This window comes from Polaromonas sp. AET17H-212 (genome assembly GCF_002379085.1).
In the GTDB taxonomy this organism is placed as follows: Bacteria; Pseudomonadota; Gammaproteobacteria; order Burkholderiales; family Burkholderiaceae_C; genus Polaromonas.
Map to the genome: position 1 here is coordinate 15,471 of NZ_NBZW01000001.1, position 26,157 is coordinate 41,627.

At 63.6% G+C, this 26,157-nt stretch carries 25 protein-coding genes; 19 read left to right on the forward strand and 6 right to left on the reverse strand.

Going from position 1 to position 26,157, the window contains the following annotated elements:
- Positions 1–91: 91 nt before the first annotated feature.
- Entirely contained in the window at positions 92–898 is an 807-nt protein-coding gene (fabI, locus tag B7G53_RS00085) for an enoyl-ACP reductase FabI (protein WP_096662235.1), read from the reverse strand.
- A gap of 91 nt (positions 899–989) precedes the next feature.
- Here fabI and B7G53_RS00090 point away from each other — a divergent pair, with 91 nt between their 5' ends.
- From B7G53_RS00090 to B7G53_RS00145, 12 genes are all read left to right on the forward strand, one after another.
- Positions 990–2,804 carry an extracellular solute-binding protein gene (locus B7G53_RS00090; RefSeq protein ID WP_096662236.1) on the forward strand — a complete coding sequence of 605 codons (1,815 nt, stop codon included), beginning with the start codon at positions 990–992 and terminating at the stop codon, positions 2,802–2,804.
- Positions 2,805–2,850: 46 nt separating this feature from the next.
- Positions 2,851–3,885, forward strand: coding sequence for a microcin C ABC transporter permease YejB (locus B7G53_RS00095; RefSeq protein ID WP_096662237.1), 1,035 nt, complete (start codon positions 2,851–2,853; stop codon positions 3,883–3,885).
- 3 nt (positions 3,886–3,888) lie between these two features.
- Positions 3,889–4,935 carry an ABC transporter permease gene (locus B7G53_RS00100; protein ID WP_096662238.1) on the forward strand — a complete coding sequence of 349 codons (1,047 nt, stop codon included), beginning with the start codon at positions 3,889–3,891 and terminating at the stop codon, positions 4,933–4,935.
- Positions 4,932–6,569, forward strand: coding sequence for an ABC transporter ATP-binding protein (locus tag B7G53_RS00105; protein WP_255249866.1), 1,638 nt, complete (start codon positions 4,932–4,934; stop codon positions 6,567–6,569). Before B7G53_RS00100 ends, B7G53_RS00105 begins: the two co-directional genes overlap by 4 nt.
- 258 nt (positions 6,570–6,827) lie before the next feature.
- On the forward strand, positions 6,828–7,403 hold the full coding sequence (rimP, locus tag B7G53_RS00110; RefSeq protein WP_096662239.1) for a ribosome maturation factor RimP: 576 nt from the start codon (positions 6,828–6,830) through the stop codon (positions 7,401–7,403).
- Between the two features lie 20 nt (positions 7,404–7,423).
- Positions 7,424–8,944: a transcription termination factor NusA gene (gene nusA, locus B7G53_RS00115; protein ID WP_096662240.1), complete on the forward strand. Its 1,521-nt coding sequence runs from the start codon at positions 7,424–7,426 to the stop codon at positions 8,942–8,944.
- 27 nt (positions 8,945–8,971) lie between these two features.
- Positions 8,972–11,869 (forward strand): translation initiation factor IF-2, encoded by a 2,898-nt coding sequence (gene infB / locus B7G53_RS00120; RefSeq protein ID WP_096662241.1) that lies wholly within the window; start codon positions 8,972–8,974, stop codon positions 11,867–11,869.
- Between the two features lie 66 nt (positions 11,870–11,935).
- The gene (gene rbfA, locus B7G53_RS00125) at positions 11,936–12,304 is read left to right on the forward strand and encodes a 30S ribosome-binding factor RbfA (RefSeq protein ID WP_077594385.1); all 369 of its coding nucleotides are present in this window, start codon (positions 11,936–11,938) and stop codon (positions 12,302–12,304) included.
- 88 nt (positions 12,305–12,392) lie between these two features.
- On the forward strand, positions 12,393–13,424 hold the full coding sequence (gene truB, locus B7G53_RS00130) for a tRNA pseudouridine(55) synthase TruB (protein ID WP_096662242.1): 1,032 nt from the start codon (positions 12,393–12,395) through the stop codon (positions 13,422–13,424).
- A 35-nt stretch (positions 13,425–13,459) separates the two neighbouring features.
- Positions 13,460–15,283: a translational GTPase TypA gene (typA, locus tag B7G53_RS00135; protein ID WP_096662243.1), complete on the forward strand. Its 1,824-nt coding sequence runs from the start codon at positions 13,460–13,462 to the stop codon at positions 15,281–15,283.
- A gap of 62 nt (positions 15,284–15,345) precedes the next feature.
- A complete protein-coding gene (locus B7G53_RS00140; protein WP_096662802.1) occupies positions 15,346–16,230 on the forward strand; it encodes a DMT family transporter in 885 nt (294 codons plus the stop codon).
- Complete coding sequence (locus tag B7G53_RS00145; protein WP_096662244.1) at positions 16,227–17,363, forward strand: enoyl-CoA hydratase/isomerase family protein; 1,137 nt, start codon at positions 16,227–16,229, stop codon at positions 17,361–17,363. Before B7G53_RS00140 ends, B7G53_RS00145 begins: the two co-directional genes overlap by 4 nt.
- Positions 17,364–17,370: 7 nt before the next feature.
- Here B7G53_RS00145 and B7G53_RS00150 read toward each other — a convergent pair whose 3' ends face one another.
- From B7G53_RS00150 to smpB, 4 genes are all read right to left on the reverse strand, one after another.
- The gene (locus tag B7G53_RS00150) at positions 17,371–18,192 is read right to left on the reverse strand and encodes an anti-sigma factor family protein (RefSeq protein ID WP_096662245.1); all 822 of its coding nucleotides are present in this window, start codon (positions 18,190–18,192) and stop codon (positions 17,371–17,373) included.
- 15 nt (positions 18,193–18,207) lie between these two features.
- Entirely contained in the window at positions 18,208–18,747 is a 540-nt protein-coding gene (locus B7G53_RS00155) for an RNA polymerase sigma factor (RefSeq protein ID WP_096662246.1), read from the reverse strand.
- 27 nt (positions 18,748–18,774) lie between these two features.
- On the reverse strand, positions 18,775–19,149 hold the full coding sequence (locus tag B7G53_RS00160; protein ID WP_096662247.1) for a COG4315 family predicted lipoprotein: 375 nt from the start codon (positions 19,147–19,149) through the stop codon (positions 18,775–18,777).
- 113 nt (positions 19,150–19,262) lie between these two features.
- The gene (gene smpB, locus B7G53_RS00165; RefSeq protein WP_240523512.1) at positions 19,263–19,817 is read right to left on the reverse strand and encodes an SsrA-binding protein SmpB; all 555 of its coding nucleotides are present in this window, start codon (positions 19,815–19,817) and stop codon (positions 19,263–19,265) included.
- A gap of 55 nt (positions 19,818–19,872) precedes the next feature.
- On the opposite strand from smpB, the gene B7G53_RS00170 reads away from it, so the two are divergent.
- Complete coding sequence (locus tag B7G53_RS00170; RefSeq protein ID WP_096662248.1) at positions 19,873–20,325, forward strand: type II toxin-antitoxin system RatA family toxin; 453 nt, start codon at positions 19,873–19,875, stop codon at positions 20,323–20,325.
- A gap of 5 nt (positions 20,326–20,330) precedes the next feature.
- Entirely contained in the window at positions 20,331–20,666 is a 336-nt protein-coding gene (locus tag B7G53_RS00175) for an RnfH family protein (RefSeq protein WP_096662249.1), read from the forward strand.
- 14 nt (positions 20,667–20,680) lie between these two features.
- Here B7G53_RS00175 and B7G53_RS00180 read toward each other — a convergent pair whose 3' ends face one another.
- Positions 20,681–21,217, reverse strand: a complete 537-nt coding sequence (locus B7G53_RS00180; protein WP_096662250.1) for a DUF4124 domain-containing protein — start codon at positions 21,215–21,217, stop codon at positions 20,681–20,683.
- Positions 21,218–21,360: 143 nt separating this feature from the next.
- Between B7G53_RS00180 and guaB the strand changes: the two genes are divergently transcribed.
- From guaB to B7G53_RS00205, 5 genes are all read left to right on the forward strand, one after another.
- The gene (guaB, locus tag B7G53_RS00185) at positions 21,361–22,830 is read left to right on the forward strand and encodes an IMP dehydrogenase (protein WP_096662251.1); all 1,470 of its coding nucleotides are present in this window, start codon (positions 21,361–21,363) and stop codon (positions 22,828–22,830) included.
- 64 nt (positions 22,831–22,894) lie between these two features.
- A complete protein-coding gene (guaA, locus tag B7G53_RS00190; RefSeq protein WP_096662252.1) occupies positions 22,895–24,508 on the forward strand; it encodes a glutamine-hydrolyzing GMP synthase in 1,614 nt (537 codons plus the stop codon).
- 41 nt (positions 24,509–24,549) lie between these two features.
- The gene (gene thpR, locus B7G53_RS00195; protein WP_096662253.1) at positions 24,550–25,134 is read left to right on the forward strand and encodes an RNA 2',3'-cyclic phosphodiesterase; all 585 of its coding nucleotides are present in this window, start codon (positions 24,550–24,552) and stop codon (positions 25,132–25,134) included.
- Between the two features lie 82 nt (positions 25,135–25,216).
- Positions 25,217–25,855 (forward strand): FMN-binding negative transcriptional regulator, encoded by a 639-nt coding sequence (locus B7G53_RS00200; RefSeq protein WP_096662254.1) that lies wholly within the window; start codon positions 25,217–25,219, stop codon positions 25,853–25,855.
- A 1-nt stretch (position 25,856) separates the two neighbouring features.
- Positions 25,857–26,096: a hypothetical protein gene (locus B7G53_RS00205; RefSeq protein WP_096662255.1), complete on the forward strand. Its 240-nt coding sequence runs from the start codon at positions 25,857–25,859 to the stop codon at positions 26,094–26,096.
- Positions 26,097–26,157: the final 61 nt, after the last annotated feature.

The window sequence follows — 26,157 nt, forward strand, 5'->3', positions numbered from 1 at the left end:
TTTTGCTCACATTTTAATAGCTGATAGCGCCCGCTTATCAGGGGCTGAAGCCATATTTGACTCCAAACCCGGGACTGAACCTTGAGCCGGTTCAGCTCGCCTCGGCGTCGCGGCCGATGCCGGCCGTGTGGCTGAAGCCGCCATCCACATAGGTGATTTCGGCGGTGACGCCGGAAGCCAGGTCGGACAGCAGGAAGGCGGCCACATTGCCGACATCCTCGATGGTGACGTTGCGCCGCAGCGGCGAGGCGGCGGCCACCATGCCCAGCAGCTTGCCGAAGTCCTTGATGCCGCTGGCCGCCAGTGTCTTGATCGGGCCGGCGCTGATGCCGTTGACGCGCATGCCCTTGGGGCCCAGCGATTCGGCCAGGTAACGCACGCTGGCTTCCAGGCTGGCCTTGGCCAGGCCCATGGTGTTGTAGTTGGGGATGGTGCGCTGGGCACCCAGGTAAGTCAGGGTCAGCAGGGCCGACTTGGGGTTGAGGTGGGGCAGGGCGGCCTTGGCCATGGCCGGAAAACTGTAGGCGCTGATGTCGTGGGCAATCTTGAAGCCTTCGCGTGTCAGGCCTTCGAGGAAGTCTCCGGCGATCGCCTCGCGTGGCGCGAAACCGATGCTGTGCACAAAACCGTCAAAGGTCGGCCAGGTTTTGGACAGGTCTGCAAACAGGGCAGCAATCTGCGCATCGTCACCGACATCACAGTCAAAAATCAGCTTGGAGCCAAAGTCGGCGGCAAATTCGGTGATCCGGTCCTTGAAACGTTCACCCACATAGCTGAAGGCCAGTTCGGCACCTTGGGCGTGGCAGGCCTTGGCAATGCCGTAAGCGATGGACCGGTTGGACAGGACGCCCGTGATCAACAGTTTTTTTCCGGTGAGAAATCCCGTGGGTGTGCCCATGCGTTGTGCTCCAGTGTGTGCGGGTGAACTGGCCAAGGGCGCGCTGCGTACATGGCGCTCTTTGCCAACTTAAGTAGTGCAGAATTGTCGCATGCGGGATTTGTCGTTTTTGCGGGCCTTGATGATGGCCGTTCTGGTCTGCCTGGCGCCGGCGTCCTGGGCCGCCCACGCCTATGCGCAGTTTGGCGACATCAAGTACCCGCCGGGCTTCACCCACTTCGATTACGTCAACCCGGCTGCGCCCAAGGGCGGCGAGATCCGCATGGTGCCGCCGACCCGGCCCACCAACTTCGACAAGTTCAACCCCTTCACGCTGCGCGGCACGGCGCCCTACGGCATCGGCATGCTGATGATCGAGAGCCTGCTGACCGGCAACGCCGAGGAGCCGACCACCGCCTACGGGTTGTTGGCCGACGACGTCGCGGTGGCGCCGGACCGGCTGTCGGCGACCTTCCGCCTGCATCCCAGGGCGCGTTTTCAGGACGGCTCGCCGGTGCTGGCCGCCGACGTGCTGCATTCGTTCACGCAACTGACCGGCAAGCTGGCCGCGCCGCAATACCGCAGCATTTATGCCGAGGTCAAGGGCGTGCAGGTGCTCTCCGAACGACTGGTGCGTTTCGATTTTGCGGTGCCCAACCCCGAGTTGCCGCTGGTCGTCGGCGGCATGCCGGTGTTCAGCCGTGCCTGGGGCGGCGGCAAGCCGTTTGACAAAATTGTGTCCGACCTGCCGATAGGTTCCGGCCCCTACAAGCCCGCCAGCACGGCCATGGGGCGCGACATCACCTATGTCCGCGACCCGGCCTACTGGGGCGCCGAGTTGCCCAGCCGCAAGGGGCAGTTCAACTTTGATCGCATCACTTTCAAGATCTATCTCGACGAAACCTCGCGTTTTGAAGGCCTGAAAGCCGGTGAGTACGACTTCATGCGCGAGTTCATCTCGCGCAACTGGGCGCGCCAGTACACCGGCAAGCAGTTCACCTCGGGCGAACTCGTCAAGCGGGCCTTCGAAAACCGCAACCCCGGCGATTTCCAGGGTTATGTGTTCAACTTGCGCAAGGAAAAATTCCAGGATGTGCGCGTGCGCCAGGCGATCGGTCTGGCCATGGACTTCGAATGGATGAACCGCCAGCTGTTCTACGGCATCTACAAACGTGTCAACGGCTATTTCCCGAACAGCGAGTTTCATGCCGAGGGGCTGCCCAAGCCCGACGAGCTGGCGCTGCTGGAGCCGCTGCGCGCCAGGCTCCAACCTGCGGTGTTTGGTGCCGTGCCGGTGGCGCCCACCACCACGCCACCGGGCAGCCTGCGGCAAAACCTGCGTCAGGCCCAGGCGCTGCTGCGCGAAGCCGGCTGGACCTACCGCGATGGCGCGCTGCGCAATGCCAAAGGCGAGGCCTTCACGATGGAGTTCCTCAACGACCAGCCTTCGCTGGTGCGCATCGTCGGGCCTTTCCAGAAGGCGCTGGAAAAACTGGGCATCACCATGACTTACCGGGTCGTTGATTTCTCCCTGGCCAAGCAGAAGATGGACGCGTTCGATTTCGAGATCACGACGCTGCGGCTGCCGGGCTCGACCGCGCCCGGCAGCGAGTTGCTGGAGCGTTTCGGATCCGAGGCGGCAAAGACGCCGGGCTCGTCCAATGTCTGGGGTATTGCCGACCCGGCCGTCGATGCCTTGCTGCAAAAGGTGGTGACCGCCAAAACCCGGCCTGAGCTGGGCGCCGCCATGCGCGCGCTGGACCGGGTGCTGACGCACGGCTTTTACTCGGTGCCGCAGTATTATGGCGACGCCTTCCTGATCGGCTACCGGCCCGCGCCGTTTGTGTTGCCGGCGACGATTCCGCCGTACTACCAGGCCGACACCTGGGCCATGAGCACCTGGTGGGCTTCAAGCTCCAACAAATGACCCCCCACGCTTTTCACTTCATGTATTCGCTGTCCCCCGCATAACCATGGCCAGCTACATCCTCAAGCGCCTGCTGCTGATGATCCCCACCTTGCTGGGGGTGCTGTTGCTGACCTTTGCCATGGTGCAGTTTGTGCCCGGCGGCCCGGTCGAGCAGATGGTGGCGCAGCTGCAGGGGCGCGATTCCGGCGGCGAGCGGGCGGCGGCCACCGGCTCCGGCTACCGCGGGCGCCAGGGCCTGGACGCGCAGCGCATCGAGGAAATCCGGGCGCTGTACGGCTTTGACAAACCCGTACACGAGCGTTTTTTCCAGATGCTCGGGCAGTTCGCGCGGTTTGACCTCGGGAAAAGTTTTTACCAGCACAAGGACGTCTGGCAACTGGTCAAGGAAAAGCTGCCGGTGTCCATCAGCCTCGGGCTGTGGACCTTTTTTATCAGCTACCTGATCGCCGTGCCGCTCGGCGTGGCCAAGGCGGTGCGCGCCGGCTCGCGTTTTGACTTCGTCACCACGCTGATCGTGCTGGTCGGTTATGCCATTCCCGGCTTTGTGCTGGGCGTGGCGCTGCTCGTGATTTTTGGCGGGCAGCTGCAGTGGTTTCCCTTGCGCGGGCTGACCTCGTCGAACTGGGAAACCCTGACCTGGGGCGCACGCATCACGGACTACCTGTGGCACATCACCTTGCCGGTCACGGCCATGGTGCTGGGCAGTTTTGCGGTCACGGCGGTGTTGACCAAAAACTCCTTTCTCGAGGAAATCCGCAAGCAGTACGTGCTGACGGCGCGGGCCAAAGGCCTGTCCGAGCGCCAGGTGCTCTGGAAACACGTGTTTCGCAATGCGCTGATCCCCATCATCACGGGTTTTCCGTCGGCCTTTATCGGCGCCTTTTTCACCGGCTCGCTACTGATCGAAACCCTGTTTTCGCTCGACGGCCTGGGCCTGCTGAGTTACGAAAGCGTGATCCGGCGCGACTACCCGGTGGTGCTGGGCACGCTGTACCTGTTCACGCTGATCGGCCTGCTGACCAAGCTGGTCTCCGATCTCTGTTATGTCTGGGTTGATCCCCGCGTGAAGTTTGATTGAGTCATGACGGTCCCTGCCTCGCCCCTTTCCGCATCGCCCTCCAGGCGCGCCTGGCAGCGCTTCCGGCGCAACAAGCTGGGCTACCGCAGCCTGGTGATTTTCTGCGTGCTGGTGGTGCTGAGCCTGTTTGCCGAAGTCTTGTCCAACGACCGGCCGCTGCTGGTGCGTTACGAGGGGGCGTTCTACTTCCCGCTGGTCCGGGACTATTCGGAAAAAACCTTTGGCGGCGATTTCGACACACCGACCGACTACCTCGATCCCTTTGTCCGCGCCAAACTCAGGGAAGGGGACAACTGGTCGGTTTATCCGCTCAATCCCTACGGCCCGCGCACCATCAACTATTTCGCGAAAGAACCCAACCCGTCGGCGCCGTCGCGCGACAACCTGTTCGGCACCGACGACCGCGGGCGCGACCTGCTGGCCCAGCTGATCTACGGTTTCCGCCTCAGCGTGCTGTTCGGGCTGGCGCTGACGCTGATCGGTGTGGTGGTCGGCATCATCACCGGGGCGGTGCAGGGTTATGTGGGCGGCAAAACCGACCTGGCCTTCCAGCGTTTCATCGAAATCTGGGGTTCCATGCCCGAGCTTTACCTCTTGATCATTTTCAGCGCGATTTTTGCGCCCAGCGTGGCCGTGCTGCTGCTGCTGCTCAGCCTGTTCGGCTGGATGGGTCTGTCCGACTATGTGCGCGCCGAGTTTCTGCGCAACCGCCAGATGGACTACGTGCGCGCGGCGCGCGCGCTGGGCGTCGGCAACCTGCAGATCATGTGGCGCCACATCCTGCCCAACAGCCTGACACCGGTGGTCACCTTTCTGCCTTTTCGCATGAGCGCGGCCATCCTGGCGCTGACCTCGCTCGACTTTCTGGGCTTGGGCGTGCCGCCCGGCACACCCTCGCTGGGCGAGCTGCTGAACCAGGGCAAGGCCAACATCGACGCCTGGTGGATATCCCTGTCGACCTTCGCGGTGCTGGTGATGACCCTGTTGCTGCTGACCTTCATGGGCGATGCGCTGCGGGATGCGCTGGACCCACGGAAAGCGGATAAATGACGGCCTTCACGACCTCCATGCCCGGCGCGAACCTGTCCTGTCTTCTTGACGTCAAAAACCTGCGCGTGTCCTTTTCCGGCAAGGAGGTCGTGCGCGGCATCGATTTTTCCATCCAGCCCGGGGAAAAACTCGCGCTGGTCGGGGAGTCGGGCTCCGGGAAAACCGTCACCGCGCTGAGCCTGTTGCGCCTCGTGCAGAACGCTGCCATCAGTGGCGAGGCCGCTTTCGCCGCGCAGGAGGGGGCGGTGGACTTGCTGTCGCTGCCCGAGCGGGCCTTGCGCGGCATCCGCGGCGAGGACATCGCGATGATCTTCCAGGAGCCGATGACGGCCCTGAACCCGCTGTTCACCGTGGGTGAGCAGATCGCCGAAGTCTTGCAGCTGAAAAAGGCCCTGACCCCCGTTGAATCTGCGCAGGCAGCTATCAAATTGCTAGCGGATACCGGCATCCCCGAGGCCGCCCGGCGCGCGGGCTCCTACCCGCACCAGCTGTCGGGGGGGCAGCGCCAGCGCGCCATGATTGCCATGGCGCTGGCCTGCCAGCCCAAACTGCTGCTGGCCGACGAGCCGACGACGGCCCTGGACGTCACGCTGCGCACGCAGATCCTCGACCTGCTGACCGGGCTGCAGCAGCGCAACGGCATGGCGGTGCTCCTGATCACCCACGACCTGAACCTGGTGCGGCGCTTTGCCGACCGCATTGCCGTGATGGAGGACGGACGCATTGTGGAGACCGGGCCGGTGGCGCAGGTGTTCGACAAGCCGCAGCATGCCTACACCCGCAAGCTGATCGACAGCCGGCCGGCCCGCGACGTGGCGGAGGGACGGGCCGATCCCGCCGCCGCTGCGGTGCTGCAGGCCCGGGACCTGCGGGTGACCTACCCGCTGCCGATTCCCGGGGTGCGCGGCTGGTTTCGCAAGGGCGAGTTTGTGGCCCTCCATGGCGCCAGCTTTCATGTGCCCGCCGGCCAGACGCTGGGGGTGATCGGTGAGTCCGGGTCGGGCAAATCCACGCTGGCCCTGGCCGCGCTGGGCCTGTACCCGCACCAGGGGCAGTTGCTGGCGGCGGGCCAGGCATGGAGCGGAGATGCCGCCGGCAACAAACGTATCCGCCGCGCGGTGCAGGTGGTGTTTCAGGACCCGTTTTCCTCGCTGTCGCCGCGCATGACGGTCGAAGAAATCGTCGGTGAAGGCCTGCGCGTCCACGAGCCGGGGCTGTCCGCCGGCCAGCGGCGCGCGCAGGTGCTGCAGTCGCTGGGGGAAGTAGGCATGGGCGAAGCGCAGTTCCCCGGCCTGCTGCAGCGCTACCCGCATGAGTTTTCGGGCGGGCAGCGCCAGCGGCTGGCCATTGCCCGGGCCCTGATCATCCAGCCCCGTTTGCTGGTGCTGGACGAACCGACCAGCGCCCTGGATGTGACCATCCAGAAACAGGTGCTCCAGCTGCTGCAAAAACTCCAGCGAGAGCATGGCCTGAGCTACCTGCTGATCACCCATGACGTGGACGTGATCCGGGCCATGGCGCACCAGGTCATGGTGCTCAAGGACGGCGAGGTGCTGGAAGCCGGCAGCGTGGACGAGGTGTTGGAGCGGCCGCAGCATCCTTACACGCGAACCCTGGTGGCGGCACAAGGCTGACGCGGATTTGGCCAATCCAGGCCCTTTGTTGCGGCCTTTGTTGCTGATTTCGCCGTTTTTTCGGAAAATGGCAAATGCTGGCCCGGGGGAGCTTGCGCAGGGCGCGCTGCATTCCGGCATGTAAACTGCTTGCACAGGCGTCAACAGCAGGTTACAATATGCGCTTCACGACCAAATGGGCGGGTTTTCACCGCCCATTTTTTTTGGGCGTTTGTTTTTGCAACCCTGACTTTTACGAAGCTGCTTTTTTAGAACTGAATGGCATTACACGAGACGATTGAGCAAACAGTCACGGGACTGGGTTACGAGCTGGTGGACATCGAGCGCACCGCCGGTGGTTTGCTGCGCGTGACGATTGACCAGCCCTATGTTCAAGGTGCCGAACAGTTCATCAATGCGGAAGACTGCGAAAAAGTCACGCGCCAGCTGCAGTTTGTGCTGGAAGTGGAGGGCGCGGCGTATTCCCGGCTCGAGGTGAGCTCGCCGGGCATTGACCGGCCCTTGCGCAGCGAAAAGGATTTCGAGCGGTTCGCCGGCGAGTTGATCGACCTCACGCTGAAGGCGCCCATCGGGGCGGCGGCTGCGGCCGGGTCCGGGGTCTCGGCCAGCCGAAAAAAATTCCGCGGCACGCTTGAACGTGCGGCATCCGGATGGCAGATTGTGTGGAGCGAAGAGCCCGCCGTCAAACCCGGGCAAAAGGTAAGCAAGAAAAGGATTCCCGCACCGCTGCAGGCGCTGGGTTTCACGCTGGATGAAATAGTGCAGGCGCGTCTGGCGCCCGTTGTTGACTTCAAGGGGCGCCGGCCGAAAAGCGCACCCGCCACAGAGATATAAAAGAAAGGCAGGCTTGTGAAATGAATCGCGAACTGTTGATGTTGGTTGATGCCATATCGCGTGAGAAAAATGTTGAACGTGACGTCGTCTTTGGCGCGGTCGAGCTCGCGCTCGCCTCGGCCACCAAAAAGGTGTACGCAGACGGTGTAGACATCCGCGTGGTGGTGGACCGCGATAGCGGCAACTACGAAACCTTCCGCCGCTGGCTGGTGGTGCCTGACGAAGCCGGCCTGCAAAATCCCGAAGCCGAAGAGCTGGTCAGCGATGCGCGCGACGAGATTGCCGACATCGAAGAAGGCGACTACATCGAAAAGCCGGTCGAAAGCCTGCCGATCGGCCGTATTGGCGCGCAAGCGGCCAAACAGGTCATCCTGCAGAAAATCCGCGACGCCGAGCGCGAGATGCTGCTCAACGACTTCATGTCGCGCGGCGAGAAGATTTTTGTTGGCACCGTCAAGCGCATGGACAAGGGCGACATCATTGTCGAATCCGGCCGCGTCGAGGGCCGTCTGCGCCGCAGCGACATGATCCCGAAGGAAAACCTGCGCTCCGGTGACCGTGTTCGCGCCATGATCATGGAAGTCGACAACACCTTGCGTGGCGCGCCCATCATCCTGTCGCGCACCGCGCCCGAGTTCATGATCGAGCTGTTCCGCCAGGAAGTGCCCGAGATCGAGCAGGGCCTGCTGGAGATCAAGTCCTGCGCCCGTGACCCCGGTTCGCGCGCCAAGATTGCCGTGCTGTCGCATGACAAGCGCGTCGATCCGATCGGCACCTGCGTCGGTGTGCGCGGCACCCGTGTCAACGGCGTGACCAACGAACTCGCCGGCGAACGCGTCGACATCGTGCTGTGGAGCGAGGATCCGGCCCAGTTCGTGATCGGCGCGCTGGCTCCGGCCAACGTGTCGTCCATCGTGGTGGACGAAGAGCGCCACGCCATGGATGTCGTGGTGGACGAGGAAAACCTCGCCATCTCGATCGGCCGTGGCGGCCAGAACGTGCGGCTCGCTGCTGAGCTAACCGGCTGGAAGATCAACATCATGACGGCCGACGAGTCCGCTGAAAAGCAGGCGACCGAGACCGACACCAGCCGCAAGCTGTTCATGGAAAAACTCGATGTGGACGAGGAAATCGCCGACATCCTGATCTCCGAAGGCTTCACCAGCCTGGAAGAAGTCGCCTATGTGCCGCTGCAGGAGATGCTGGAGATCGAGTCCTTCGATGAAGACACGGTCAACGAACTGCGCACGCGTGCCAAGGATGCCTTGCTGACGATGGAAATCGCCAGGGAAGAAGATGTCGAAGGCGTTTCGCAGAACCTGCGCGATGTCGAAGGCCTGACGCCCGAACTGATTGCCAAATTGACCGCTGCGGGTGTGAGTACCCGTGACGACCTGGCCGATCTGGCCGTCGACGAACTAACCGATATCACCGGCCAGTCTGCGGACGAGGCCAAAGCCCTGATCATGACCGCGCGCGCGCATTGGTTTACCGATGAGGCTGCAGAGCCCGCCGCGCCGGCAACGGCCCAAGAGCAATGATCATGGAGGCCAGCAGGAAAAAAACATATGTCCAGTACCACTACCGTCGCTGAATTCGCAGCTGAACTGAATAAACCCACCGCCACCCTGATCGAGCAATTGACCAGTGCCGGTGTTGCCAAGGCGCAGGCCACGGATCCCCTGTCAGAGGCCGACAAGCAGAAACTGCTGAGCTATCTGCAGGCGGCCCACGGCACGGCCAGTGCCGAGCGCAAGAAAATCACGCTGGTCAAGAAATCGACCACCGAAATCAAGCAGGCCGATGCCACCGGCCGCGCCCGGACCATCCAGGTCGAGGTTCGCAAAAAGCGCACCTTCATCAAGCGCGATGAAGGCTCTGAGCAGCCTGTCGAAGAGGTCGCTGCGCCGGTTGCCGCGCCTGAGGTGCCAGTGATTGACAACGCCGAACTGGTTCGCCGCGAGGAAGAAGCCAGCCGCCATGCCGAACTGCTGCGCCGCCAGGAAGAAGAACTGTCGGAAAAACGCCGCCTGCGTGAAGAGCAGGATGCCAGGGACCAGGCCCTCGAAAACGAGCGCCAGGCCGCCGAGCAAAGTGCGCTGGTTGCTGCGCAAGCTGCCGAGGCTGCCAAAAAAGTGGAAAAACCCACGATAGGCAAAATCATGCCCGCCAAGGCCGCGGCTGTGGAAGCACCTGCCGTGCCGGACAGCGCCGCCGTGGCGCTGGCAGCTTCAAAAGCTGCTGACGCCAGTGCCGCCCAGGCCGCCGCCAAGGCCAAGGCCACGGCAGAGTTCCAGGCCGATGCCGTGAAGGCGCAGGACCTGCAGGACCGCCGCAAGAAAGCCGAGGCGGAAGCCGCCGGCATTCGCGCCATGATGAACGCGCCCAAGCGTGTTCTGGTGCCGCACGTCGATCCGAAAGCCGTCATCAAGGGCACGCTGCACAAGCCGGCCGTCGTGCCGGGCGCTGCGAAACCCGCAGCACCGGGCGCCGTGGCGGGTGCCGCAGGCAAGAAGGAAGTCAAGTCGGAGAACCTGTCTTCGACCTGGAAAGACGACGCAGCCAAGAAAAAAGGCGAGATCAAGACCCGCGGCGCGCCTGTCGTGCCGGGTCGTGGCAACTTCCGTGGCGGCCCGCGCGGCCGTCGCAGTTCGGACCGCGATTCGCGTTCCGAGTCCACCTTTGTGGCGCCGACCGAGTTCAAGGTCATCGAGGTGCATGTGCCGGAGACCATCACGGTCGCCGAACTCGCGCACAAGATGAGCGTGAAGTCCTCCGAGGTCATCAAACACCTGATGAAGCTGGGCCAGATGGTCACCATCAACCAGCCGCTGGACCAGGACACCGCGATGATTGTCGTGGAAGAGATGGGCCACAAGGCGGTGACGGCTTCGCTGGACGATCCGGAGGCTTTTGCCGACGAGGACGTCCAGGGCCAGCAGGCCGAGTTGCTGCCGCGCGCACCGGTCGTGACCGTCATGGGCCACGTCGACCACGGCAAGACCTCGCTGCTCGACTACATCCGCCGTGCCAAAGTGGCCTCCGGCGAGGCCGGTGGCATCACCCAGCACATTGGCGCCTACCACGTGGAAACCCCGCGCGGCATGGTGTCCTTCCTGGACACCCCGGGTCACGAAGCGTTTACCGCCATGCGTGCCCGTGGCGCGCAGGCGACCGACATCGTGATCCTGGTGGTGGCGGCCGACGACGGCGTCATGCCGCAGACCAAGGAAGCCATCAAGCATGCGAAAGCGGCCGGGGTGCCCATCGTGGTGGCGATCAACAAGATCGACAAGCCGGGCATCAACATGGAGCGCGTCAAGGGCGAACTGGTCACCGAGGAAGTGATTCCCGAAGAGTTCGGCGGCGACGTGCCCTTTGTCGGCGTGTCGGCCCATACCGGCGCCGGCATCGATGCCCTGCTCGAGCAGGTGCTGCTGCAGGCCGAAGTGCTGGAACTCAAGGCGCCGGTGGATGCGCTGGCCAAAGGCCTGGTGATTGAAGCCCGTCTCGACAAGGGCCGCGGCCCGGTCGCGACCGTGCTGGTCCAGTCCGGCACGCTCAAGGCCGGCGACGTGGTGCTGGCCGGTTCAACCTTTGGCCGCGTGCGCGCCATGCTGGACGAAAACGGCAAGCCGATCAAGACGGCCGGTCCGTCGATTCCGGTGGAAATCCAGGGTCTGACGGAAGTGCCGCAAGCCGGTGATGAATTCATGGTCATGCTCGACGAACGTCGCGCCCGTGAAATCGCCACCTACCGTGCCGGCAAGTTCCGCAACACCAAGCTGGCCAAGCAGCAGGCTGCCAAGCTGGAGAACATGTTCTCCGACATCGGCGCCGGCGAGGTCAAGATGCTGCCCATCATCATCAAGGCCGACGTGCAGGGTTCGCAGGAAGCGCTGGCCCAGTCGCTGCTCAAGCTGTCGACCGACGAGGTCAAGGTGCAGCTGGTGTACTCCGGTGTCGGTGGCATTTCCGAGTCCGACGTCAATCTGGCCATCGCCTCCAAGGCCGTGGTGATCGGGTTCAACACCCGCGCCGATGCCCAGGCCCGCAAGCTGGCAGAAAACAACGGCGTGGACCTTCGCTACTACAACATCATTTACGATGCGGTGGACGAACTGCGCGCCGCGATGTCGGGCATGCTGACGCCGGACAAGAAGGAAGAAGTTATCGGCACGGCCGAGATTCGCCAGGTGTTCAAGGTCAGCAAGATCGGCTCGATCGCCGGCTGTATGGTCACCGCCGGTGTGGTTCGCCGCAACGCGCGCCTGCGCCTGCTGCGCGAAAACATCGTCATCTTCACCGGTGAACTCGACTCGCTCAAGCGTTTCAAGGATGATGCGAAAGAGGTCAAGGAAGGCTTCGAGTGCGGCTTGAACGTGAAGGGTTACAACGACATCCAGGTCGGCGACATGCTGGAGTTCTTTGAAATCCGTGAAGTGGCCAGGACGCTGGAGGCCTGAAGACCTTAAGACTGCCTTGCGGCTGGCGCCTCACGGTGCCGGCCGCCACAAGTCCCCCTATTTTGTATGCGTAAAAAATCATCCACCCCGAATCGCGGTTTTCGCGTCGCCGACCAGATCCAGCGCGATCTGACGGAGCTGATCGCGCGCGAACTGAAAGACCCGCGGGTCGGGATGGTGACGATCCAGGCCGTCGAGGTGACGCCGGACTATGCACATGCCAAGGTGTTTTTCAGCGTGCTGATCGGTGACCCGAAAGAGTGCGAAACAGCGCTGAACCAGGCCGCAGGTTTTCTGCGCAACGGCCTGTTCAAGAAGCTGATGATCCACACGGTGCCGACCCTGCACTTCCAGTTTGACCGCACGACCGAACGTGCGGCAGACATGAACGCCCTGATTGCCAAGGCGGTTTCTTCCCGCGCCCAGGACGACTGAAGCGTACCGTTCCCCTTCGGCAAGCTCGGGGGCAACGGTACCCACCGCGAGCGGCATGTCGCTCGCGTCGAGCTTGTCGAAACGCTTTATGTCCACACCTTCTCTTCATCGCCGGGCCCCGCAAGGCCAAAAGATACAGCGACGTCCCGTCCACGGCGTGCTGCTGCTCGACAAGCCGCTGGGCCTGTCGAGCAATCAGGCCTTGCAGAAAGCCAAATGGCTGCTGCGTGCCGACAAGGCCGGCCATACCGGTACGCTGGATCCGCTGGCCACCGGCGTGTTGCCCCTGTGTTTCGGGGCGGCCACCAAGTTCAGCCAGCTGCAGCTCGACGCCGACAAGACCTACGAGGCAGTGCTGTTGCTGGGCCAGAAAACCAGCACTGCCGATGCCGAAGGCGAGGTCATCGAGACGCGCCCGGTGCCGGCCATCACGCCCGAACTGCTGGCCGAGCTGACGCGCCGCTTCACGGGGGCACAAACCCAGGTGCCGCCCATGTATTCGGCCCTGAAAAAAGACGGCAAGGCGCTTTACGAGTACGCGCGCAAGGGCGAGGAAGTCGAGCGGGACGCGCGCCACGTCACCATTTACAAGCTGGAAATGGCGCCAGCCCAGGACCCACGGGCGCCGGCAGCTATCAAAATAATAGTTTCGTGCAGCAAGGGCACCTACATCCGTACGCTCGGGGAAGACATCGGCGAGGCCATCGGCTGCGGTGCCCACCTCGGCTCGCTGCGGCGCCTGGAGACCGGCGGTTATACCGACAGTCAGTGCGTGAGCCTGCCGGCGCTCGAAGCCATGAGCGAGGCCGAACGCGAGGCCTGTTTGTTGCCGGTGCAGTCGCTGGTGGCCGCCTTTCCTTCTGTCACATTGGGCGCCGATGATGCAGGGCGGTTCCTGAGCGGCCTGCGTCGCCGCGGCAGCCCGGGCCAATGGGGACCGGACAGCGCGATGGTGCAGGTCTATGGTGCCAACCCGCCGGCCTTTCTGGGCTCGGCCCATGTCACCGCCGATGAGTTGATCCCAGGGCGCCTGCTCAGCCCGATTGAAATCCAGGACATGCTGCTTGCCAGCCTGTCCCTTGCTTCCAGCCCTGCGGCACCTGCCGCATTGGCCCATTAACCTGCCACCGAATTGAAGTTTTTAGAAAGCGAACCATGAGCCACAAGCAAATCCGAAACATCGCCATCATCGCCCACGTTGACCACGGCAAGACCACCATGGTCGACCAGCTGCTGCGCCAGTCCGGCACCTTTGCCGAACACGAAAAAGTGGTCGACACCGTGATGGACAACAACGCCATCGAAAAAGAGCGTGGCATCACCATCCTGGCCAAGAACTGCGCCGTGACCTGGGAAGGCACCCACATCAACATCGTCGATACCCCCGGCCACGCCGACTTCGGCGGTGAAGTCGAGCGCGCCCTGTCCATGGTCGACGGCGTGGTGCTGCTGATCGACGCGCAGGAAGGCCCGATGCCGCAGACGCGCTTCGTGACCAAGAAGGCGCTGGCGCTGGGCCTCAAGCCGATCCTGGTGGTCAACAAGGTGGACAAGCCCGGTGCGCGCCCCGACTACGTGGTCAACGCCGCTTTCGACCTGTTCGACAAGCTCGGTGCCACCGACGAACAGCTCGATTTCCCCGTGGTTTATGCCTCCGGCATCAACGGCTGGTCGTCGCTGGAAGAGGGCGCGCCCGGTGAGCAGTGGGGTCCCGACATGTCGGCCCTGTTCAATACCGTGCTCAAGCATGTGCCGCATCAGGAAGGTGATCCGGCAGCGCCGCTGCAGCTGCAGATTTCCGCGCTCGACTTCTCGACCTTTGTGGGCCGTATCGGCGTGGGCCGTATCAGCCAGGGCACGATCAGGCCGATGATGGACGTGGTGGTGATGGAAGGTCCGGACGGCAAGGCCGTCAAGGGCCGCATCAACCAGGTGCTGACTTTCCAGGGCCTGGAGCGTGTGCAGACCACGGAAGCCGGCCCCGGCGAAATCGTGCTGATCAACGGCCTGACCGACATCGGTATTGGCGTGACCATCACCGACCCGGTCACGCCGATGCCGCTGCCCATGCTCAAGGTCGATGAGCCGACCCTGACCATGAACTTCTGCGTCAACACCAGCCCGCTGGCCGGCCGTGAAGGCAAATTCGTCACCAGCCGCCAGATCTGGGACCGCCTGCAGAAAGAGTTGCAGCACAACGTGGCCCTGCGCGTCAAGGAAACCGACGAAGAAGGCATTTTTGAAGTCATGGGCCGCGGCGAGCTGCACCTGACCATCCTGCTGGAAAACATGCGCCGCGAAGGTTTCGAGCTGGCGGTGTCCAAGCCGCGCGTGGTTTACAAGGACGTCGATGGTGTGCGCCATGAGCCGATCGAGCTGGTGACGGCCGACATCGAGGAAACCCACCAGGGCGGCGTGATGCAGGCCCTCGGTGAGCGCAAGGGCGATCTGGTCAACATGGAGTCGGACGGCCGCGGCCGCGTGCGCCTCGAGTACCGCATTCCGGCGCGTGGCCTGATCGGTTTCACCAACGAATTCCTGAACCTGACGCGCGGCTCCGGCCTGATTTCCAACATCTTCGACAGCTACGAGCCGCACAAGGGCGAGATCGGCGGCCGCAAGAACGGCGTGCTGATTTCCATGGACGACGGTGAAATCTTCACCTACGCCCTGGGCAAGCTGGACGACCGCGGCCGCATGTTCGTCAAGGCCAACGATCCGGTGTACGAAGGCATGATTGTCGGCATTCACAGCCGTGACAACGACCTGGTGGTCAACGCGACGCGTACCAAGCAGCTGACCAACTTCCGCGTGTCCGGCAAGGAAGACGCGATCAAGATCACGCCGCCTATCGAATTGACGCTGGAGTACGGCGTCGAGTTCATCGAGGACGACGAGCTGGTCGAGATCACGCCCAAGTCGGTCCGCCTGCGCAAGCGTTACCTCAAAGAGAGCGAGCGCAAGCGCTCCGGCCGCTAAAAAATCAAAAGGCGGTGCGGGCACCCGGGTGCCTGCCCGCCTTTTTTCTTTTTTTGGACACCATGAAACTGACGCACAGCCGCGCCGTACTCCTGATGATCGCGATCACGCTGATGTGGTCGATCGCCGGCGTGGTGACGCGCCATCTTGAATCGGCCCGTAGTTTTGAAGTGACTTTCTGGCGCAGTTTTTTCACGCTGCTGTCGCTGCTGGTTATCCTGCCGCTGTTCCAGGGGCGCGTGGTGTTCTCCAGAATCCGCCATGCGGGCCGCTTCCTGTGGCTGTCGGGGGTCTGCTGGAGCATCATGTTCACCGCCTTCATGCTGGCGCTGACCATGACCAGCGTGGCCAATGTGCTGGTCACCATGGCGGTGGGGCCGTTCATCACGGCCCTGGTCGCGCGGGTCTTCATCGGCCACCGCATTCCGCCCCGGACCTGGGTGGCCATTGCCGTCGCGGGTGTGGGCATTGCCTGGATGCACGGCAGCCAGGTGAGTCTGGGTGCCGGTGCGGGGCAGCTCGCCGGCACGCTGGTGGCCTTGCTGGTGCCCATGGCCGCGGCCGTGAACTGGACCGTGGTGCAGCGCAGCCAGGCGCATGGCGAAAAAATAGACCTGGTGCCGGCCGTGCTGGTGGGTGCTGCGATTTCCTCGCTGCTCACGCTGCCGCTGGCGTTTCCGTTTGTCGCGACGCCGCATGACATCGGCCTGCTGGCCCTGTTGGGCCTGGTCCAGCTGGCGATCCCCTGCGTGCTGTCGGTGGTCTGTGCCCGGGTGCTGAAAGCGCCCGAGATGGCCTTGCTGGCGCTGCTGGAGATCATTTTCGGCATTCTGCTGGCCTGGGCTGGCGCGGGCGAGGTGCCGGCCGCCAGTGTGCTGACAGGCGGCCTGCTGGTCATCGGGGCGCTGGTCGCCAATGAATTGATGGGATGGAGACAGAGAGCATGAACCCGACAACAATACACGCACCGGCCCACAGAGACATCCTGACCGAGGTGCGCGGGCGGGTCGGCTTCATCACGCTGAACCGGCCCAAGGCGCTCAATGCGCTCTCGCTGTCCATGGTGCGCGACCTGTTGGCGGTGCTGACGGCATGGCGCGATGATGCGGCCGTGGTGGCCGTGGCCATTCGGGGTACCAACAAGGCGGGACGTCCCGGCACGCCGGAAAGCCTGTTCGGCGGCTTTTGCGCCGGCGGCGATATCCGCTTCTTTCACCAGGCCGTCCTGGCCGGTGACCCGGACCTGGACGCGTTTTTCACCGAGGAATACCGCCTCAACCACCTGATCCACAACTATCCCAAGCCCTACATCGCCTTCATGGACGGCGTGGTCATGGGCGGCGGCATGGGAATCAGCGTCGGGGCCAGGGTCCGCATCGTGACCGAACACACCAAGATGGCCATGCCGGAAACCAACATCGGGCTGTTTCCCGATGTCGGCGGCGGCTACTTCCTGAGCCGCTGCCCGGGCAGCGCGGGGGAATACCTGGCGTTGACCGGGGCGGTGATCGGTGCCGGCGAGGCGCTGGCCTACGGCCTGGCCGACATCGAGCGGCCCGCCGCCAGCCTGCCGGGCCTGTGGCAGCAGCTGGGCGATCAGGCGTTTTCTGATGTTTCAGCGGCCGAGCAATGGATTGCTACTAATTTAATAGCTGATGGCGCCCGTTCTGAAAGGGCTGAGAGCAAATTTGATGCTTATTTTTCGCTGGCCCGGGTGAAACACATCGTGGATGCCCTGGAAGCCGCGAAGGACGACGACTGGGCGCAAAAAACCGCGGTCGTGCTGCGCAAACGTTCACCGCTGATGCTGCATGTGACCCTGGAGCAGATCCGCCGCGCCCGAAGCATGAGCCTGGCAGACGATTTGCGCATGGAGCGCGACATGGTGCACCACTGCTTTCACCTCAGGCCAGGCGCGGCCAGCGAGACCTTCGAGGGTATACGCGCGCTGGCCGTCGACAAGGACTACACGCCGAAGTGGAACCCAGCCCGCATTGAAGACGTCAAGCCGCAGATGGTGCAGGCATTTTTCGCCAGTCCCTGGGCGGCCGAAGCGCATCCGCTGCGCGATCTTCAGTGAATCAGCACTAAAGCTGCTGGTAGACCAGCTCGGCCAGCCGCATCAGCTCCTCGCGCGTGACCGGGCCGCTCATGGCATAACCGAAGCCCTGGTCCATCCAGTAAAACGCCGGCACCGGGCCGTCGTTGCTGTAGCGGAAAATGGTTTCTGCGTTCGCTGGCTTGCCTGCCACGAGGCTGCCATCGAGCGCACCCAGGTACAGGGTCACGCGCCCGCCCGCAGCGTTCTGGAACATGAACTGCGCGCGGGCGCCGCCCTCACCGGGCAACAGCCGGCCGCCCACCAGTTCATAGCCCTGGCTCGACAGCACCGGCACCTTGAGGGGTTTGCCCAGGCGTTTGGACAGCCATTGCACCAGGTGCTCCTGCTGCGCCGCGCCAACTTCCACCGGATGCCGCACTTCCGGCGCAAACACGGCGTGGGCCAGGCTGGCCTGATGCGCAAAGGCCAGGCCGGCGCGTGCCGCATGGCCTGCCGCATACGGGACCGTGTGGCCGAATTGACCGTGCGCCGTCCAGCCGACGGCAAAGGCCAGCAGCACACCGGCGGCGAGGCCGCCCCAGCGCCACCACGGGGCCAGCGCCTGCCGCTCGCGCGTGCTGCGTTGCACGGCCGCCAGCAAGGTCTCGGGAATGGGTTCGTTCAGCAGCTTCTGGTGCAGGCCGCGCAGCGCTTCGCGCTGATCCTGCCAGGCCTGCAAGGTTGCGCCAGCCAGGGGATCGTCCGCTACCTGCGCCATGGCGGCGGCCCGCTGTGCGGCGGTCAGTTGCCCATCGACCAGCGCATTGAGCTCGTCGTGGGTCAGGGGAGGTGTGCTTGAAGCGTCCATGGCGGTGTGGGCTTGTTAGGGGCGGCGCCGCAAGGCGGAGACGTTGCTGCTGCCGTCTGTTGCTGCCTGAGGCTGCGCCGGTTTGTCCATCAGTTCACGCAGGCGGTTGCGCGCCCGCGACAGGCGCGACATCACGGTGCCCAGCGGCACGCCCACCACGCGGGCGACCTGCTCGTAACTCATGTCTTCCAGGCTGACCAGCAGCAGCACGGCGCGCTGGTCGTCCGGCAGCCGGAGCAGGCAACGCTGCAGGTCCAGGGCCTGGTCCTGCCTGGCGTCGGGCGCGGCCAGCATGCCGGCCAGCTCATCCACATCCAGTGGCGGGCCGGCCTGCAGCTGCCGCGCCGCACTGCGCCGCTGGTTCATGAACAGGTTGTGCATCAGGGTGAACAGCCAGGCCCGCAGATCGGACTCGGCCGTCCACAGACGCCATTTGCTGCAGGCCCGCTCCAGCGTGTCCTGCACCAGGTCGTCGGCGGCCCAGGCGTTGCCGGTCAGCGCGCGGGCGTAACGCCGCAAACCGGGAATCTGGGCAATCAGCTCGGAACGGTCCATGGACTGCGGTCAGGCCGGCAGGCAAACTCAGGGCTTGACGATGTGCCAGACGTTTTGCACGCCGTCACCGGTCTTGTCGCCGGCCTTGGTGTCCTTGACCCAGTAGTACAGCGGCTTGCCTTTCATGGCCCACTGTTTTTTGCCGTCGTCGCGCGTGATGACCGTGTAGTCGCCCGAGGCCTTGTCCGTGTCGGCGGCCAGCAGCGGCGGCCAGTTGGTGGCGCAAGGGTCATTGCAGACGGACTTGCCACTGCCTGTGACATCGCGGTCAAAGGTGTACAGCGTCATGCCGTTCGGGCCGACCAGCACGCCATCGGCGACTTTGGCGGGTGGGGGGCTGCTCATGGAGGCGCAGCCGCCGAGAAGGGCAGCGGTGAGGACGGCGATGGTCAGGAATTTCATGGTGAGCTCCGGTAGGTGAGGGGGGTTGGGCAGAGCAGCTCTGCCATCCCATAAACACCTTTGAGCGCCAGTTTATTCCCGGCCTTGCAGAATATTTCTGAAAGACAGGGGAGTCAGCGGCTGCGCGACTTCATCGCGCGCTCGACTTCACGCTTGCCTTCGCGGTCCTTGATGGTGTCGCGCTTGTCATGTTCGCCCTTGCCCTTGGCCAGGCCCACCTCGCATTTGACCTTGCCGGCCTTCCAGTGCAGGTTCAGCGGCACCAGCGTGAAGCCCTTTTGCTCGATCTTGCCGATCAGGCGCCGAATCTCGTCCTTGTGCATCAGCAGCTTCTTGGTGCGCACCGAGTCCGGCCGGACATGGGTGGACGCGGTCCCGAGCGGGTTGATCTGGCAGCCGATCAGGAACAGTTCGCCGTTTCGGATCACCACGTAACCGTCGGTCAGCTGCACCTTGCCCTCGCGCAGCGACTTGACCTCCCAGCCTTCGAGCACCATGCCGGCCTCGAAGCGCTCTTCAATGTGGTAATTGAACGTGGCCTTCTTGTTGTCGGCAATACGCACGGCAGCGGCGGCAGCCTTGGGTGTCAGGTTGATGGCGGGCTTGCCCGTGGACTTTCCGGATGACGCGGCGGCCGGTTTTTTGGAGGATGCTTCTTTGGTGGCCATGGGTAAAAGGTAGGGGCGGCATCGGCTAATACAATCGAGCGCAGCCCATGATTGTATGAAAACCGTTCACAAGTCCGTTTTGATCTGGTACAGCGCAGCTGAAATGTTTGCCCTGGTCACCGATGTCGCCAGCTACCCGCAGTTTCTGCCCTGGTGCGACCAGGCCGAAGTGGTCGAGGAAGACGCGCAGGGCATGACTGCCAAGGTGGGCATCGCGTTTGCCGGCATACACCAGAGTTTCACCACCCGCAACACCCACGTACCGGACCGCAAGGTTTCCCTCAAGCTGGTGGACGGCCCTTTTTCAAAGCTCGAGGGCGACTGGGACTTCACGCCGCTGGGGGACGGCAGCCAGCGCGCCTGCAAGGTGGACCTGACCCTGCGCTACGACTTCGATAATGCGGCACTCGCGGCGCTGGTGGGGCCGGTGTTTGACAAGATCGCCGGCAGCCTGGTCGATGCCTTTGTCAAAAGGGCCGCCCAGGTGTATGGCGAGGCCGCGGTCTGAACGCCATGGCGCTGGACATTTCCCTGCTGTATTCGCCGGGGCCGCGCCAGGTGCGTGAGTGGCAGGTGACTCTGCCGACCGGCAGCACCGTGGCGCAGGCCCTTGCAGCCAGCGGCATCCTGGCCGAGTTTCCGGAACTGGCGGCAGGCCGTCTGTCGGTGGGCATTTGGGGGCGTAAAACCAGTTTGCGCCAGGAGTTGCACCAGCAGGACCGGCTGGAGATCTATCGCCCGCTGCGGGTGGACCCCAAGATCGCGCGGCGCGAGCGCTTCAACAAGCAGGGCGTGAAGAAATCAGGGCTGTTTGCCAACAAAAGGGCAGGGGCCAAGGCCGGGTACTGAACGCGAACGGCTGCCTACTTGCAGTCGCTGTCCATGATCCCCTGCAGGCGCTTGCTTTCGGCGGCACGTCCGCTGTCGTCCATGATCTCGCGCTCGCCCTTGGTGTTGGTGGTCGAGATCCGCGCGCCCGACTGGATGGTCACCATGGCCTTTTTGGTGCGTTCGCAGTTGTCGGCTCTGGCTTTGGCCACTTTCTCTTCCTCAGCCTTCTTCTTCGCCGCTTCTTCGTCCTCGAGCTTTTTCTTCTTCGCTTCCAGCTCCGTGTCCTTGCCGGAAATTTTCGGGACATTGGCTTTCACGGCTGGCGCCGCTGTTGCAACGGGAGAAACGGCTTCCGCGGGCTCGGCGGGGGCGACAGCCGCCTTGGCGCCGCGCCGGCCGCCGGGCTGCTTGAGGATGTCCTTGTCCTGGATGTCACTTGGTGGCGGGCGGTCACTGAACACCTTGCGTCCGTCCTTGCCGACCCACTGCCACTGGGCCGCGGCCGACAGCGCAAAAGTCCAGCCGGCAAGCAGCAGCAGAAGGTGTTTGGGAGTGATTTTCAGTTGCATGGGATCAGTGTACTGGTAGCGCTCCGGCAGGCGAAGATGAACGCTGTTTGGCGTGGTCTTTTTGTCACGCGGCGGGCTAGACTTTCAGCGCTAGGGTTTGTACCGACCGGCGCGGGTACAATCGTGTTTTTGGAGCCATCCCTATGCGCCTACTCGGCAAAGCGCTCACCTTCGACGACGTATTGTTGGTGCCAGCGTTCTCCCAGGTCCTGCCCAAGGACACCTCGCTTTCCACCCAGTTCTCAAGAAACATCCGCCTGAACCTGCCCCTGGTTTCGGCTGCGATGGACACGGTCACCGAAGCCCGGCTGGCCATTGCCATTGCGCAGGAGGGCGGAATCGGCATCGTTCACAAAAACCTGACAGCGCAGGAGCAGGCCGCCCATGTGGCCAAGGTCAAGCGTTATGAGTCAGGCGTTGTGCGCGACCCGGTGGTCATCACGCCCGAACACACCGTGCTGCAGATACTGGAGCTGTCCGAGCAGCTCGGCATCTCCGGCTTTCCGGTCTGCGACGGCGGCAAGGTGGTGGGTATCGTGACCAGCCGCGACCTGCGCTTTGAGACCCGCTATGACGTCAAGGCGCACCAGATCATGACGCCGAGCGAGAAGCTGATCACGGTCAAGGAAGGCACGTCTGCCGCCGAAGCCAAGGCCCTGCTCAACAAGTACAAGCTTGAACGCCTGCTGGTGGTCAACGACAACTTTGAGCTCAAGGGACTGATCACGGTCAAGGACATCACCAAACAGACCAATTTCCCCAATGCCGCACGCGATGCCTCGGGCCGCCTGCGCGTGGGTGCGGCCGTTGGTGTCGGCGAAGGCACCGAAGAGCGCGTGGAGGCGCTGGTGCGGGCCGGGGTCGATGCCATCGTGGTCGACACCGCCCACGGCCACAGCCACGGCGTGATCGAGCGCGTGCGCTGGGTCAAGAAGAACTATCCGCAGGTCGATGTGATCGGCGGCAACATTGCCACCGGCGCCGCCGCGTTGGCCCTGGTGGAAGCGGGCGCCGATGCGGTCAAGGTCGGCATTGGTCCCGGCTCCATCTGCACCACCCGCATCGTCGCGGGTGTGGGTGTGCCGCAGATCATGGCGATTGACAGCGTGGCCATGGCGCTGCGTGGTACCGGCGTGCCGTTGATTGCCGACGGCGGCATCCGTTACAGCGGCGACATCGCCAAGGCGATTGCCGCCGGCGCAGGCACCGTGATGATGGGCGGCATGTTTGCCGGCACCGAGGAAGCCCCCGGCGAAGTGATTCTGTTCCAGGGCCGCAGCTACAAGAGCTACCGCGGCATGGGCAGCATTGGCGCAATGCAGCAGGGCAGTGCCGACCGCTATTTCCAGGAAGCCACCACCGGCAACCCGAACGCCGACAAGCTGGTGCCCGAGGGCATCGAAGGCCGGGTGCCCTACAAGGGGTCCATGGTCGCCATCATTTACCAGATGGCCGGCGGCCTGCGCGCCAGCATGGGCTACTGTGGTTGTGCCACCATCGAAGACATGCGCAACCAGGCCGAGTTTGTCGAGATCACAACGGCCGGCATCCGCGAGAGCCATGTCCACGACGTGCAGATCACCAAGGAAGCGCCGAACTATCGGGCAGACTGATCATCCCGATGGCCCGAGGCGTCCGCGAAGGACGCCTTTTCTTTTTTTGCCTGAAACGCCTCTCATGCAGCACCAAAAAATCCTCATTCTCGATTTCGGCTCCCAGGTCACCCAGCTGATTGCACGGCGCATCCGTGAAGCCCATGTGTTCTGCGAAGTCCATCCCTGCGATGTAACCAGCGACTGGGTCCGCGACTACGCCCAGGATGGCAAGCTCAAGGGCATCATCCTGTCGGGCAGCCACGCCAGCGTTTACGAGGACAGCACCGACAAGGCGCCACAGGCGGTGTTCGACCTGGGTGTGCCCGTGCTGGGGATCTGTTACGGCATGCAGACCATGGCGCACCAGCTCGGCGGCATTGTGCAAAGCGGTCACAAGCGCGAATTCGGTCCCGCCGATGTGCGGGCGCATGGTCATACCCAGCTGCTCGAAGGCATCCAGGACTACGCGACCTCCGAAGGCCACGGCATGCTGCAGGTGTGGATGAGCCATGGCGACAAGGTCACCGAATTGCCGCCCGGCTTCAAGCTGATGGCCTCTACCCCCAGCTGCCCGATTGCGGGCATGGCCGACGAGGAGCGCCGGTTTTACGGCGTGCAGTTCCACCCTGAAGTCACGCATACCAAGCGTGGTGCGGCCATCCTCGAGCGTTTTGTCCTGGATATCTGCGGCACCAAGGCCGACTGGATCATGGGCGACTACATCAGCGAGGCGGTGGAGAAAATCCGCGCCCAGGTCGGCGATGAGGAGGTGATCCTCGGCCTGTCCGGCGGCGTCGATTCGTCGGTTGCGGCTGCCTTGATTCACCGCGCCATCGGCGACCAGCTGACCTGCGTGTTTGTCGACCACGGCCTGCTGCGCCTGGACGAAGGCGACATGGTGATGGACATGTTTGTCGGCAAGCTGCACGCGAAAGTCATTCGCGTCGATGCCGCCGACCAGTTCCTTGGCCATCTCAAGGGCGTCAGCGACCCCGAAGCCAAACGCAAGATCATTGGCCGCGAATTTGTGGAAGTGTTCAAGGCCGAAGCCGGCAAGCTCAAGAGCGACCATTCGCGCCATGTGGCCTGGCTGGCCCAGGGCACGATTTATCCGGACGTGATCGAGAGCGGCGGCTCCAAGAACAAGAAGGCCATCACGATCAAGAGCCACCACAACGTGGGCGGCCTGCCCGAGCAGTTGGGCCTGAAGCTGCTTGAACCCCTGCGCGAGCTGTTCAAGGACGAAGTGCGCGAGCTGGGCGTGGCGCTGGGCCTGCCTTTTCACATGGTGTACCGCCACCCCTTCCCGGGTCCGGGCCTGGGGGTGCGGATTCTGGGCGAAGTCAAAAAGGAATACGCCGATTTGCTGCGCCGCGCCGACGCCATCTTCATTGAAGAGCTGCGCAATTTCATCGACGACGCCACCGGCAAAAGCTGGTACGACCTGACCAGCCAGGCGTTTGCGGTGTTTTTGCCGGTGAAGAGTGTGGGCGTCATGGGCGACGGACGCACCTACGATTACGTGGTGGCCCTGCGTGCCGTGCAGACCAGCGACTTCATGACCGCCGACTGGGCCGAGCTGCCCTATGCGCTGCTCAAGAAAGTCTCCAGCCGCATCATCAACGAAGTGCGCGGCATCAACCGCGTGACCTACGATGTCAGCAGCAAGCCCCCGGCCACGATTGAGTGGGAATAGGGCGGCAACCTCGGCCCTCTGAGCAGCGACCCGCCAGCGCCATGCCTGAGCAGCCGTTCTTGCCGGGCTTTGAGGCCGCACCCCGACCCACGGACCGGCTGTTTTTCGCCATCTACCCGGACGCGGCCGCCGCAGCACAGATTGCCCGGCTCGCGCAGCAACTGCGTGCGGAACACGGCCTGCAGGGCAAGCCGCTGAAACCGGAGCGCTTTCATGTCACGCTGCATCACCTGGGCGACTATGCCGGGCTGCCGCAAGACCTGGTCGCTGCAGCCTGCGGGGCGGCGGCACGCCTGGCGGCTGCACCGTTTGACATCACCTTCGACCGCGTCGCCAGCTTCACCAGTGCGCCGCGCAACCGGCCGTTTGTCCTGCGCGGCGCCGATGGCCTGGCGGCGCTGATGGCCTTCCAGCAAAGCCTCGGCGAGGCGCTGAAAAAAACCGTGCTCGGCCGCTGGGCCAAGCCGGGCTTCACGCCGCATGTGACGCTTCTCTACGACGACCGCAGTGTCCCCGAGCAGGCCGTGACGCCGGTTTCCTGGACCGCGCGCGAGTTGGTTCTCGTGCACAGCCTGATCGGCCGGAGCCTGCATGTGCCCCTGGCGCGCTGGCCGTTGCAGGCCTGAGTTGTCCATCACGCCTTAGCGCGAGCGCGTTTTGCTGTCGCAGGCGCGCGGGCGCGCGGCTTTTTATCGGATACTTCAGCCTATGTATTTGCCACCCCAATTCAAGGGCGATCGCGTGCAGGCAGCGGCGCTGATCACCGACCATCCCTTCGCCAGCCTGATCAGCGTGGACGATGCAGGGCTGCCTTACGTGACGCACCTGCCGCTGCACCTGGAAGCCAGGGGCGACCAACTGGTGCTGCTCGGTCATGTGGCCAAAGCCAACCCGCACTGGCGTTACCTGCAGGCCAGGCCGCAGGCCGTGGCGACCTTTCTCGGACCCCACGCCTACCTGTCGCCCAAGGTCTACCCCGACCTGGCGCGGGTGCCGACCTGGAATTACCTGGCCGTGCATTGCACCGTGCAGGCCAGCCTGATCGACGACCCGCAGGCCAAGGACCGGTTGCTCAAGAAGCTGATTGGCGACCATGAGCCGCCTTATGCCGAGCAGTGGCGCGGCCTGGGCGAGGAGTTTGCCCACAAGATGCTGGCCGGCATTGTGGCCTTTGAGTTGCAGGTCACCGACCTGCAGTGCAAGCTCAAGCTCAACCAGCACCGGACCGAGTCACACGCCGCGATGAAAGCCATGTATGCCGCCGGCACACCCGACGAACAGGCGCTGGCCGGCTGGATGGACCGGCTGGGCATGGAGGCCGCTGCCGACCCCCGCAAGGAGACCTGACATGCGAGCGATCTTTGGCGTTCTTAGCCTGCTGATGGTTGTCGCCGTCATTGCTGTGCTGGCGAAAAAACAGCTCTCCCCGGCGCCGGTGAAGCTGGCACCGGCAGACGCTGGCCTGGCTGTGCCCGCGCCAGCGGACGGTGCCACACCGCAGCAGCAAAGCCAGCAGATCCAGAATCAGGTGCGCCAGTCGCTTGAGACCACGATGCAGCAGGCCCGGCCCATGCCGGAAGACAAATGATTTACATCAAATTGGGCTTCATCCCCCGTGTTACCTGCGCAAGATGCTATTAAAAACGAAG